Raw genomic sequence first — 12,500 nt, 5'->3', positions numbered from 1 at the left:
ACCAACTTATGCTTATTTTTGAAGAAAGGCTCAGATTATAAAATCCAAGACCTAACTTTTTAACTTACACACTTAACAGGATAGTGCCTTTTAAGATTTTCTTTGCTCTTTAATATCTTCTATTTTTTGTGTAAAATAGTCAGTTTTTTCGGGATGTTTTGCGATTAGCGTTTCGAATGCTTTTATCGCTTTAGAATAGAGTTTCTGCTCAAGATAAAGATTTGCTAAAGTCTCGGTCATCAAGTGAGAAATATCTTCTTTCTTTTCTTTAACAACAAAACTAGCTTCATCTTTTAGTTGTGTAATTTTGGGTTGATTTTCGATAAACTCATCAATCGCTTTTTGCTTTTTGACTTCTTTATCTTTTTCAATTTCAGCGCTACGATCGATCTTTAACCAATTTTGCCAAGTATTGATAAATTGTCGGACATTGCTCTTTTCTGGTACACTATTATCTTGAGCTGCAACAACCGCTGGTATTTCAGCTTCCTTTTGTTGCGCGTCCTCTACCATCTCTTCTACCACATCTTCAATCGCTTTTTTCTGATCATCAACCATCGCGATGGAGTCACCAAAGAAGGAAACATTAAAAATCGGGCGCTTCTCTTCCTCTACTTTTTCTGCGGTCTCTATTACATTTCCGTTTTGTTGCTCGCCAATTTCATTATCAGGCTTTGGCTCATCAATTGATTTTTCGAGCTTAATTTCAGGATTTACAGTTTCATAAACTTCTTCTTTTGACGGTTCAAATTGATTATCCTTTTCTGTTGCAGTTACAATATTTGGAATCTCAACTTTACCAATTAAAGCATCAGGTTGATGTGCGTCAATCGACATTGGTTTCCATGCTGAGTTGTCGTCTTCTATCGCAACATCAATTTTAGTAGGCTCCAGTTCTTTGTGCTCTTCTGCTGGAACTTCCGATTTTTCAGTTTCTAAAACTTCAACAGGCACCTCTTCTCCAGAAAAAGGTCCAAAATCTAAAGAATCTGCGTCATTCAATTCTTCTTTAGAGTCAATATTTTCGTTAGTATCGTCGATTACAATTCCTGTAGGTTTTTCTTCTATTTCGACAGGTTTATGCTCTTTAACTTCAAACTTTGGAGGATTTAGAAATTGATGATGATTTTTGGGAACTTCAAATTTCACTTGTGGTAAAAAGTCATCAATCGATTCAAAACTAACATCTCTATTTAACTCTTCTTCAATCTCAATTGGTTCTGTATGATCTATAATAACAACCTCTTTAGAACCTTCTTCAACATTCATTACATCTTCATCTTGTTGCGCTTCAACCTCCGAAGATTCTTCTGTATTTTCTTTTAAATTCTCATCTATCGATTCTAAACTTACATCCGATCCTACTTCCTCTTCTTTTTCCGAAATTGCCATTCCATCTGTAATAACAACCTCTTTAGAACCTGCTTCAACATTCATTACATCTTCCTCTTGTTGTGCTTCAACCTCCGAAGATTCTTCTTTATTTTCAGTTAAATTTTCAACAATGTTAGTGGAAACTGCGTGTTGTGTTTCTTCAACCGGTGTTTCTATAGTTATATCTACTTTTTCGTCAGATTTAATATTCGAAGATTCTACGATATCTTTTTTGTTAATGAATTGATATAGAATTTTTTTATCCGTCGTATAAGCAGCAGTCGTCGTCAAGACTTCTTTATATCGCGTCGGATTGTATAGGTGAATGCCATATAAATAAAGTGCTCTAACATTCTGAACATAAGGTGTATGTTCAATTTGTTTTTCTAAAAGTTGCAAATCATTTGCTTGCATTAATGAGGGTTGCTGAAGAAGCTCAATAATTCGTGCATTCATAATTACCAGTTTGCTACAATATCATTAAAAATTTTGTTGATAATACGTTCGTTAACTATTTTGACCTGAGAAGATTCTATCGTCATCAAATCCATATCGCTGTTAAAAGTTACTTCGTCAGTATAACTTCTGTCAAAACTCTTGCTTTCCTCGCCTGCGACATGATTTTCGTAATGAACCTTCACCGTAATTGTCAATTTATTCTGAGCCGCTTGGATCATATTACCTGTCTGCGTACTTTCAACTGGCGACGAAATGGTCGTTGGCGCGATGTTATAATCCGTAATTTCTCCTTCGATAATAATATCTGCTTTATCAACAGCGCCTTTCAACGTTGTTCTTTGCGCAAATCTATTTTGTAAAGCCACCGTAAAATCCTGACTAAGATTTGGGTTATTATTTGCAGCATTATTCGGGAAAGGTCTAATCAAAAAAGTTTGAGTTTCAGGACTTAAAGACGAACCTGTAAAACTATAACAACTTACTAAGGATAACAACGGCACGACTAATGAAAAGAATACTATCTTTTTCAAAACTTTGGTGCGTGGATTTGACATATTGCAATTCATTTTAATCCTCAAGATTATATTGTTTAATTTTTCTGTAAAGCGTACGTTGCGAAATTCCTAACTCATCTGCCGCTTTATTTCTGCGACCACGATGTTTTTCTAAAGCTTTGATAATCAAATCTTTTTCATTATTCTGAAGCGATAAAGATTCTGGTCTAGCTTCTTCCACTTCGATATCCATAATATCTTCGTAGGGATCGTTGTCGTCAACATTCATCACATTTGCCGTTTGTACATTCGCGTTGTCATTAGCTTCAAAATACAACAACGAATTTGGATTATGTGCCGCAGGTTCTGTTGTGTAGATTTTGTTAATCAAATTCTTTTCTTGATTGCTCAAGTCACCATTTCCACGATTTTTTATCAACTCCGAAGTTAAGGATTTTAGATCATTAATATCGTTTCGCATATCGAAAAGAACCTTGTACATGATTTCTCTCTCGTTTCCAAAATCCGATTGCGCTTTATTTGCATTTTGATTTACCAACATCGGAAGGTGCTTTTCCATCGGAATATACTCCGCCAACTTTTCGGCTGTGATCTTACGATTACGCTCGACAACCGTCAATTGCTCCACCAAATTTCTTAGTTGACGTACGTTACCCGGAAAACTATAATTTTCTAAATATGTCACTGCTGCTGGCTCTAATTCCAGTTCTGGCATTCTGTATTTTTCAGCAAAATCGATTGCAAATTTTCTGAAAAGTAAATGAATGTCGCCTTTTCTTTCGCGCAAAGCAGGCATATCGATTTGTACCGTGTTCAAACGATAATACAAATCCTCACGAAAACGCCCATCATGGATGGCATTCATCATATTGACGTTGGTTGCAGCAACAATTCTTACATTGGTTTTTTGAATTTGAGAAGAACCTACTTTCATAAATTCTCCACTTTCTAAAACACGAAGCAAACGAACTTGCGTCTGCAAAGGCAATTCACCAACTTCGTCTAAGAAAATTGTTCCGCCATCGGCAACTTCAAAATAGCCTTTTCTGGTAGAAGTTGCTCCTGTAAAAGCCCCTTTTTCGTGACCAAAAAGTTCGGAATCTATCGTCCCTTCTGGGATTGCTCCACAATTGACAACGATGTAAGGTTGATGTTTTCTCTTAGATTCCGCGTGAATAATTTTTGGAATAAACTCTTTTCCTACACCACTTTCTCCGATAACTAAAACGGAAATATCTGTTGGTGCAACTTGTATCGCCTTTTCTAAAGCACGGTTGAGAGCGGGATAATTCCCGATAATTCCGAAGCGATTTTTTATATTTTGTAATTCGTTCATTTTCTTTTTTGGATTAAATATTTAATAATTAAATGATTAAAATAGTAGTGATTCTAAAATTTTAATCTTTCTTGTAAATCCTCGTTTTCGGTAGGATTAAACTAAAATATTATCTTCCAAACTATCTTTGTTACGAATTTTTGATGTTTTTTTGATTAAATCAAATGCCGTTTTTAAGCTTTTTAATTCTTTGAAATTTGATGAAAATCCAAATATAAAATTTGAAGTTTCATCAACAGAACAAATCGCTTTCGAAAACTTTTGATTGTATTTTGAAATTAACTGATTAAACTCTTGCAAAAGCTGCTTCGCTTCTTCTTGAGAAACGTCTTTAGCAACATTTGAAGCCTTACATTTTACTTTATATGGAACACAAGAAGCCTTCCCTGATTGGCAAGTACCAATCAAACTCATTAAAATAATAATGTAGGATAAACTTCTCATTTTGTTTTGGTTAAATTCAATAGGATTGCATCCTATTCTTTTTTATTTAGCCACTTCGTGACTTTTTTGTTGCTCATTTTCTTCTTCCACGAATTTCGCAGCCCGACTTGAGCGGAAATCCTTTTTGCTTTTTTCCGAAAAGCAAAAAGATTGCAGCGGAAGGCGGAAATGCTGCCCAAAAAATTAAAATTTTATTCCGCAGTTCTTCCCAAAAGTGTTCCTTGCGTGTTGTCGTACACAAAAACAGACACAATGTCGCCCACTTTTTGACCTTCTAACTTGTCGAAAACGCAAACCGCATTCTGAGAATTACGACCTTTCCATTGGTTTTCGTTCTTTTTGGAAGTTCCTTCGATTAAAATCTCGTGGTTTCTACCAACATAACCTGCCATTCTTTTTCTTGACAATTCACCTTGTAAAGCGATAATTTCCGCCAAACGTCTTTGTTTAACATCCGCAGGAATGTCGTCTTCCATTTTTTTGTGAGCCGGCGTTCCTGGTCTTTCTGAATACGCAAACATATAACCGTAATCGTACTCAACTTCGCGCATTAAACTCAAGGTATCTTGGTGATCTTCCTCTGTTTCTGTGCAGAAACCAACAATCATATCTTGTGAAAAAGCGATATCAGGAACAATCTCCTTGGCTTTTTTTATTAAATCTAAATATTCTTGACGCGTGTGTTGACGGTTCATCAACTCCAAAATTCTGTCGCTTCCACTTTGAACAGGCAAGTGAACATATTTACAAATATTCTCGTGCTTCGCCATCATCTCGAACACCGAAGTCGTCATGTCGTGCGGATTGGAAGTTGAGAAACGAATTCTCATTTCGGGAACAGCTTTCGCCACCAAATCTAACAACTGAGCAAAATCAACAGCTGTCGCTTTTTGCATTTCTGATGCTTTGGCAAAATCCTTTTTCGGACCACCACCGTACCATAAATAAGAGTCAACATTTTGACCCAAAAGTGTGATTTCTTTGTAACCATTTGATGCTAATTCTTTACATTCTTCAAGGATTGAATGCGGATCGCGACTGCGCTCTCGCCCTCTGGTAAAAGGAACAACGCAGAATGTACACATATTATCGCAACCTCTGGTAATCGTCACGTAAGCCGTCACGCCATTCCCGCCCAAACGAACTGGATTGATGTCGGCGTAAGTTTCCTCCTTCGATAAAATTACATTGATAGCATCTCTACCGTCTTCGGTTTCTTTTAAAAGATTAGGCAAATCTCTGTAAGCATCGGGTCCAACAACCAAATCAACCAAGTGTTCTTCTTCTAAAAATTTGGTTTTAAGACGTTCTGCCATACAACCCAAAACGCCAACAGTAAGACTTGGATTTTCCTTTTTTTGATTTTTGAACTGCGACAAACGCATTCTCACGGTTTGTTCTGCTTTTTCACGAATAGAACAAGTATTCAGCAAAATTAAATCTGCTTCTTCAACCTTTGTTGTCGTGTTATAACCTTGCTCGTTAAGGATGGATGCAACGATTTCGGAATCGGAAAAATTCATTTGGCAACCGTAACTTTCCAAGAATAATTTCTTAGAGTTTTCTGGTTTTTCAGCAATTGCAAATGCTTCTCCTTGCTTGGTTTCGTCTATATATTTTTCTTGCACAGTCTCAGATTTGAGATTTGAGATTCGAGATTTGAGATTAAAACTGCTTAAAAACAATTTTGGATTTCAAATTTCAAATTTCAAATCGGTTCAGTTTGCAAAGATACAAAAAGTTGTGACAGAATGGCAGTGGAAATAACTGAGATTTCTTAACGACAAAAAACTATGAAACCGTCACGCTTATCGGAAAAGTAAAACTCGATTTTAACGGTTTTCCATTCTTTTTAGCAGGAGTAAATTTTTTCAAATTCTTTAACCTTCTGAAAAAATCATCTTGATTCGGCTTATCGAATTCGATGTTAGAATAAATAATTTTTGGATTCAAAATTTTGCCTTCTTCGTCGACATCAAAACCTATTTTTAAGTTGATATAATTATGTTTTGATAGTTTAGAACTACTATTAAGGACCTGCGAAAATATATTCCCAACTTCTTTTCTAAAAGTACTTAAACCTCCTGGATATTCAATTTCAGAAATAGTTTTATTACGGAAGTATTTTTTACCATTATTTCCTATTTTAAATTCGTAATCTAAAACATCGCTTGGGTTTATTCCAATATTAACCAAAGCTGGAACCGTTGCATTTCCATAAGTAGCAGGTTTCCAATTCTTTAGTTTTGGAAAAACTTTGCGCACATTATCGAATGCGCATTTGTTATTTTTAATCGCTAAAGTATCAAAGTCTTTGACGTACTTAATTTCTTTATTCGGGTAGATAATAAAGTTGATTGTATACTTTTCTTCAGGATTTTCACATGGTGTAATCTTTTCATCCAACATCACTTTTTGAAAGTCTTCGTAAAATCCAGCTATTCCATCCTGATAGAAGTCTTGACCAATAGGATAAGATTCAAGAATTTGAGATTGGATTTGGGCAAAAATCTGTGTCGTAAAAACGAGCAATAGTAAAATAAAAATTCTAATCATGGTCATAATCCATTCTTTCAAAAGTTATTGTTAAAAAATATTTTGATTTGACAGGTTTAGAATCTTTTAATGCAGGTTTCCATTTGGATTTTACCTTTCGCATAGCGAATTGCATATCTTCATTGAAAACTTCATGATTTTTAACTTTCGGAGAAATACTTAGCTGACTAATTTTTCCTTTTTCGTCAATATCAAAAGCAAAAACAAAAGGTCCTTCTACTTTATAACTAGACAAATCCATATAAGCGTGCACCATCTTTATAAAATCATTTCGGAAAGCGTTATCGCCACCAGGATATTCTGCTTTTATGTCGTAAGTGTTATTTACGTTTTTTGGTGTCGTTTGACTAAACACTGAAAAACTAAAAAGGAAAAATAAAAACAGGAAAACTGATTTCATCATAATATTGTTTGTGCGAATATGCGAAATTTCCATTACAAATGTAAATAAATTATTATCCGAAATCCCTAGCCCTGATTGCAGCAAAAAGCAGGTTCTCGGCTCCTAAGAAAAATTTACTTTATGGGAAAATCGAAATAAGTTTCGGGAAAAGGTTCATTTTTTAGAGTGAAATGCCACCATTCTTCTTGATATTCTTTGAAGTTGTGTTTCAGCATCGCTTGTTTTAGGATTAAACGATTGGATTGTTGCTGGGCAGTTATTTGTGGCGCATTTTGATGAGAGATTGTTCCAAAAAAATCAAATGGGCTACCCATGTCGATTTCTTTACCGGTATTGAGATCAACCAAAGTTAAATCGATTGTGCTACCGCGCGTATGACCAGATCGAGAGGCGATATAACCGAGCGTAAACAAATCGCGTTTGTCCACATCTGGATAAAATTCAGCTTTTGCAATGGTGTCGTTGATGTCCTTCGCCCAAGTTTCGAAACTCGTCACCGAACGCTGTGGACGATAGGCATCGAAGGCTTTGAGACCGTAACCTTGCGCTTTAAGATCTTGTTGTACTTTCTTTAAAGATTGTGTCGCAGCTTTGGACATGATGAGAACAGGCTTTTCGTAACCTACAACTGGTCGTCCCGTGAAATTGTGCGTTCCGAAATATCGCAAATCAGCGATGATATCAGGGATTTCTTTTTGAATATAGACAAAACCTTCTTGCAAATAATCTTCTCGAGAAGCACAAGAATAAAGTCCGAAAAATAGAGAAATGGCAAGTAAGAAAGATTTGAAATTCATGGTTTTTGTTTGACCACAAATTACAAAATTTAGACTAAACTGTTTTTGTCAGCGTAATTAAGTTTAAAGAAAATAAAAGTCATAATCGAGAACGCCAACAACGAGCTTCCTCCGTAACTGAAATACGGCAACGGAATACCAACCGTCGGGAACAAGCCCATCACCATCCCAATATTAATGCAAAAGTGAATGAGTAATATCGATGCAAAACAGTATCCAAAAACTCTATTGAAAGTTGATTTTTGGTTTTCGGCTAAATAGTAAATTCGACCAATGTACAAGGCGTAACAAATTACCAAAAGCGTACTTCCGAGAAAGCCCCATTCTTCCCCAACGGTACAAAAGATATAATCGGTCTCTTGTTCGGGCACAAATTTACCTTGCGTAACAGAACCTTCTTTGTAACCTTTACCAGTAACGCCACCTGAGCCAATCGCAGTTTTGGAATACAATAAGTTGTAGCCAATATTATCACGAAATTCTTTTCGAGATTCACCTTTGTAAAGAACTTCAATTCTTTGCTTTTGGTGTGTTGGTAGTTTTTCGAAAACGTTAGGTGAAAAATACGCCAATGCAGACAAACCAACAATTCCTACAATTGCGAATATTAGTCGGTTAATATCACGTCTCAAATAGTTAAGATTCAATACAATATATATTAGACCAATCAAAACAATTGCACCAACCATATACCATGGACTTTCCTCCATTGGATCATTAATATAATTCGCTATTAAGAAAATCGCTGCAAGTATAAATACAACTCCAAAGACTTTTCCGCTAAGTCCTTCTCTATAAAGTGCAATAAAAAAAGCACCAAACACCAACAACGACCCAACATCTGGAATAGCCAAAACAACAACTGCCGGAATACCAATAATTGCTAAAATCGTTATTAAGGATTTTCTGTTATTAATGTTAAAATCTGAGCCCGAGACATAATTAGCAACCATTAAAGCGGTCCCTATCTTTGCAAATTCTACAGGTTGCATGGTAAATCCTCCAAACTTATACCAGTTTCGTTGTCCTAAAATTTCGGTCCCAAATGGAAAAAGCCCTACTAAAAGTAAAACACCTGCGACATATATAATGCCAGACATGTTTTCAAAAAATTTAGTTCTGGTAAAGAAAATTATCAAACCTATAAAAAGCGAAATACAAAAAAATGTTAGTTGCTTTGTTCCTAAAGATGGATTAACACTGTTAATATTAAGAATTGCAAAAACACAAATCACAAAATAAAGTCCAAGTCCTAGCTTGTCTATGCCTTCTGCCCACTTCATCGTCTTACAGGTTTTGTTGGGTTAGTAGTCTTTTTATTTTTGTCCGTGTTTTCTGCTTTCACACTAATTGCCTTTAGGCTATCTTGAAGTTTTTTTAATTTAAGTGAATCTGGTTTTGGTGGAACATATTTACCGATTTTTTTCAGATATTCGGTCCATTGACGGCGATATTCTGGTTGGAAGCTGGATGTAATCATCTTTTTGTAAAGATGTTCACGCTTTATTTCTCCCAATAAATAACGCTCTGCAATTACAGTACAAGCTGGACCTGCCCAAGTTGCACCAAAACCGGCATGTTCCATAACTGCAGCTACAACAATTTTTGGCTTGTCAGCTGGCGCAATTAGTACAAAAATAGAGTTATCTTTCCCTTGCGGAACCTGAGCTGTACCAGTTTTAGCAAGCTGTGTAAAATCATTAGATTTAAGACTACGACCCGTACCGCGCAACATTACAGCTTCCATACCTTGAAGAACAGGTTCAAAATATTTAGGGTCGACCTTTGTATATTTTTTTTGTTTAAATAAAGGATTTGGATTTGGTTTTCCATCAATATTTTTAACTATATGTGGTGTAATAAACCAACCACGATTAGCAATAGCCGCCGTAAAATTTGCAAGTTGCATCGGCGTCGTCAAAATATCACCTTGTCCCATCCCGTTGAATACGGCGTTAATTGGTTTCCACTTGGGACCGTTACGTTTGATGTAAGTATTTTCATCTGGCATATAACCTTTACTACCTGTTGCAAGGTCGTTGTTCATATAAACGCCAAGTCCAAAACTCGCCATAATGTCCTTCCATTCGTGCATACCTTTTGATGGGTTGCCAGGATATTTATTTAAAATTGCTAGATAAGCGTAAGAAAAATAACAGTTACTAGACACTTGGATAGAAGGAATCAATGGATCAGCACCACCGTGACCTTTGATACGCACGCCCATATAACTAAAACCTCCACCACATGGGAATATTGTTTTCTCGGTCATAACGCCCATTTGCATTGCAGAAAGCGCTGTCACCAATTTGAACGTAGAACCTGGAGGATACGCCGCTTGAATAGATCGATCAAACATCGGTTGATTGATACTATCATTCACCAATCGATAAATATTTTTCATTTTATCGGGACCTGTAAACAAATTAGGATCGATATCTGGACCTGTTGCCATGGTCAGAATTTCGCCATTGTTAGGATCTAATGCTACAACTGCACCGCGTTTGTTTACCAACATTTCTTCTGCGATACGTTGCAAATCATAGTCAATAGTTAATGTCAAATCTTTACCCGTAACAACATCTTTATCCAGCTCTCCATTTTTGTAAGAGCCAATACTTCTTTGACGAATATCTTTCTGAATATATTTAATACCTTTTTCGCCGCGTAAATCTTTTTCGTAAGATTTTTCGACACCGCTTTTTCCGATGACATCACCTGGAAGATAGTACAAAGAATCTTTTTTGATGTCCGCTGTGTTAACTTCGTTGGTATAACCCAAAAGGTTACCCGATGTATTGACTTCGTATTGTCTTTGCGGACGCGAAACTATATTAAAAGCAGGAAACTTAAACAATATCTCCTGAACGCGGGCCATATCTTCACGACTCAAATTTTTCATAAAAGTCATTGGCGTTAGTTTCGAATAATACTGTGTTTTTTCAATGGTTTTAATGGTCTGGATAAACTCAGGTTTTGTAATCTTCATCAAGTTACAAAAGCTAATCGTATCAAAATCAGGACGCATCAAAGCCGCTGTGTAAGAAACTTCGAAAGAAGGTTGGTTACCGACTAATATTTTCCCATTGCGGTCAAAGATGACGCCACGTTGCGGAATTTCGTATTCAATTTTAATGGAAGTATTCGCTGCATTTAAAGCATATCTGTCAGTAAATAGTTGTAAATAAGCCAACCTAGCAATAAAAATAATTGCTACAACAATCAAAATACCTGTAAGTTTAAGATATTGAGGCTTCAAATTTTCTGTTTAATTTTAAATGCTAATGCGTAAGCTATGATAAATACGAATGAGATAAGACTTGTAAATACGACGTTTAATAATATTTCGAAAAAACGTTCTGGTTTAAAGAATTCAACATATTGAACAATCAATTGATGAATAAAAATACTCGTTAAAATAAAAACTACAAATTGCAACCATTGCAGCGATTGAAACGAGAAAAAATCTGTCGATGTATCTGTCGATGTTCGGAAAATTAACATTCTAAAATAAGCAATCGTCGTTGTTGCCAGAGCGTTAATTCCCCAAGTCCCAAGAAAAGCATCTACTGATAAACCTAGGATAAAACTTAATGCTAAAAAGTGAAAATTATTTCTAAAAAATGGATAGAACATCACAAATACTGGATAAAGTACCGGAATATATTTTCCGAACAAGGTAATACGATTCAGTAGAAAAACCTGAACCGCAACCAAAATTGCAATTAAAGCGATATCTGAAAATACGTTTCTACTTACCATCTTTATCTATCTGTACTTGTAAAGTATCTTGAATTTTTTGAACTTCAATTTTCTTAAGATTCTTAACGACAAAGACCTTACTGAGAGGCCCCATTTTTTCATTTAACTCCACGGAAACATCCCAGAAACCAGTTTTGGTATCAACCTCATAACCAGCAACTTTTCCAACCATAACGCCTTTCGGGAAAATAGCAGAACGTCCGTCAGTCACAACAGTGTCACCAACTTTCAGAGAAACATATTTTGGAATATCCGACAGATGCATCATTCGTGAGTCGTCACCACGCCAACTAAGCGTGCCGAAATATCCAGAATTTTTTAGCGCCGCACTGATTTTTATTTTATTAACACTCAGTACAGACTGCACCAAAGCATAATGATCAGTTGTATTAATTACAATTCCTGCGATACCATTTGGTGCGATAACACCCATTTTGGCAGCAACGCCTTGCAATTTTCCACGGTTAATTGTAAAGTAATTATTTTGACGATTGATACTGTTGTACACGACTTCACCATCAACAAAAGTATAGATTTGACCACCGCCAATAGTATCGTGAACACGACGAAATTGTGGATTAGCTCCGCCTTCCTTACCATAAAGCTCTTTAAGCAAAGCTTTATTCTGCATCACAAGATCATCGTTAATCTGTTTAAGCTTGAGATAAGAAGCACCTTCGTCGATATAACCCGAAACCCAAGCATTAAAAGCGGCTGTTTTTGCAGCTAAAAATGATTGTTGCATCGTGTTTTTCGAAAAAATCAATACCACTGCAATAATTTGCAAGAATATAAAGAAGACGAACAAAGCGTTCTTCGAAAATAATCTCAGCAAATATCCCATCCGTTAAATT

At 35.9% G+C, this 12,500-nt stretch carries 12 protein-coding genes; all 12 read right to left on the bottom strand.

All coding sequences use genetic code 11. From position 1 onward, the window contains the following. Positions 1-90 precede the first annotated feature (90 nt). A complete protein-coding gene (locus tag AC23MB_RS10630) occupies positions 91-1,830 on the bottom strand; it encodes a hypothetical protein (protein WP_487787217.1) in 1,740 nt (579 codons plus the stop codon). Positions 1,831-1,832: 2 nt separating this feature from the next. After that, positions 1,833-2,387, bottom strand: coding sequence for an LptE family protein (locus tag AC23MB_RS10625; RefSeq protein WP_374329273.1), 555 nt, complete (start codon positions 2,385-2,387; stop codon positions 1,833-1,835). Positions 2,388-2,400: 13 nt separating this feature from the next. Next, complete coding sequence (locus AC23MB_RS10620; RefSeq protein ID WP_487787216.1) at positions 2,401-3,684, bottom strand: sigma-54 interaction domain-containing protein; 1,284 nt, start codon at positions 3,682-3,684, stop codon at positions 2,401-2,403. A 96-nt stretch (positions 3,685-3,780) separates the two neighbouring features. After that, positions 3,781-4,128, bottom strand: a complete 348-nt coding sequence (locus AC23MB_RS10615) for a hypothetical protein (protein WP_487787215.1) — start codon at positions 4,126-4,128, stop codon at positions 3,781-3,783. Between the two features lie 191 nt (positions 4,129-4,319). Next, positions 4,320-5,756, bottom strand: coding sequence for a tRNA (N6-isopentenyl adenosine(37)-C2)-methylthiotransferase MiaB (gene miaB / locus AC23MB_RS10610; RefSeq protein WP_313030962.1), 1,437 nt, complete (start codon positions 5,754-5,756; stop codon positions 4,320-4,322). Positions 5,757-5,919: 163 nt separating this feature from the next. Beyond that, positions 5,920-6,684, bottom strand: a complete 765-nt coding sequence (locus tag AC23MB_RS10605; RefSeq protein ID WP_313030965.1) for an energy transducer TonB — start codon at positions 6,682-6,684, stop codon at positions 5,920-5,922. Then, on the bottom strand, positions 6,677-7,087 hold the full coding sequence (locus AC23MB_RS10600) for an energy transducer TonB (RefSeq protein ID WP_313030968.1): 411 nt from the start codon (positions 7,085-7,087) through the stop codon (positions 6,677-6,679). Before AC23MB_RS10600 ends, AC23MB_RS10605 begins: the two co-directional genes overlap by 8 nt. Positions 7,088-7,200: 113 nt before the next feature. Then, on the bottom strand, positions 7,201-7,884 hold the full coding sequence (locus AC23MB_RS10595) for a M15 family metallopeptidase (protein ID WP_312322641.1): 684 nt from the start codon (positions 7,882-7,884) through the stop codon (positions 7,201-7,203). A 29-nt stretch (positions 7,885-7,913) separates the two neighbouring features. Continuing rightward, positions 7,914-9,167, bottom strand: a complete 1,254-nt coding sequence (gene rodA / locus AC23MB_RS10590) for a rod shape-determining protein RodA (RefSeq protein WP_374329270.1) — start codon at positions 9,165-9,167, stop codon at positions 7,914-7,916. Further along, positions 9,164-11,143, bottom strand: coding sequence for a peptidoglycan D,D-transpeptidase FtsI family protein (locus AC23MB_RS10585; RefSeq protein ID WP_487787214.1), 1,980 nt, complete (start codon positions 11,141-11,143; stop codon positions 9,164-9,166). The genes rodA and AC23MB_RS10585 overlap by 4 nt, the downstream gene beginning before the upstream one ends. Beyond that, the gene (locus AC23MB_RS10580; protein WP_079666446.1) at positions 11,140-11,646 is read right to left on the bottom strand and encodes a rod shape-determining protein MreD; all 507 of its coding nucleotides are present in this window, start codon (positions 11,644-11,646) and stop codon (positions 11,140-11,142) included. Before AC23MB_RS10580 ends, AC23MB_RS10585 begins: the two co-directional genes overlap by 4 nt. Continuing rightward, positions 11,636-12,490 carry a rod shape-determining protein MreC gene (mreC, locus tag AC23MB_RS10575; protein ID WP_079666445.1) on the bottom strand — a complete coding sequence of 285 codons (855 nt, stop codon included), beginning with the start codon at positions 12,488-12,490 and terminating at the stop codon, positions 11,636-11,638. The genes AC23MB_RS10580 and mreC overlap by 11 nt, the downstream gene beginning before the upstream one ends. Between the last annotated feature and the right edge of the window lie 10 nt (positions 12,491-12,500).

This window comes from Soonwooa sp. T0.1_25, assembly GCF_057652215.1.
This window is presented reverse-complemented; position numbering and strand designations above follow the sequence as displayed.

Excerpts from the sequence above, each read along its gene's own strand:
- AC23MB_RS10630 (WP_487787217.1), bottom strand. The coding sequence starts at position 1,830 with ATGAATGCACGAATTATTGAGCTTCTTCAGCAACCCTCATTAATGCAA.
- AC23MB_RS10625 (WP_374329273.1), bottom strand. The coding sequence starts at position 2,387 with ATGTCAAATCCACGCACCAAAGTTTTGAAAAAGATAGTATTCTTTTCA.
- AC23MB_RS10620 (WP_487787216.1), bottom strand. The coding sequence starts at position 3,684 with ATGAACGAATTACAAAATATAAAAAATCGCTTCGGAATTATCGGGAAT.
- AC23MB_RS10615 (WP_487787215.1), bottom strand. The coding sequence starts at position 4,128 with ATGAGAAGTTTATCCTACATTATTATTTTAATGAGTTTGATTGGTACT.
- AC23MB_RS10605 (WP_313030965.1), bottom strand. The coding sequence starts at position 6,684 with ATGATTAGAATTTTTATTTTACTATTGCTCGTTTTTACGACACAGATT.
- AC23MB_RS10600 (WP_313030968.1), bottom strand. The coding sequence starts at position 7,087 with ATGATGAAATCAGTTTTCCTGTTTTTATTTTTCCTTTTTAGTTTTTCA.
- AC23MB_RS10595 (WP_312322641.1), bottom strand. The coding sequence starts at position 7,884 with ATGAATTTCAAATCTTTCTTACTTGCCATTTCTCTATTTTTCGGACTT.
- rodA (WP_374329270.1), bottom strand. The coding sequence starts at position 9,167 with ATGAAGTGGGCAGAAGGCATAGACAAGCTAGGACTTGGACTTTATTTT.
- AC23MB_RS10580 (WP_079666446.1), bottom strand. The coding sequence starts at position 11,646 with ATGGTAAGTAGAAACGTATTTTCAGATATCGCTTTAATTGCAATTTTG.
- mreC (WP_079666445.1), bottom strand. The coding sequence starts at position 12,490 with ATGGGATATTTGCTGAGATTATTTTCGAAGAACGCTTTGTTCGTCTTC.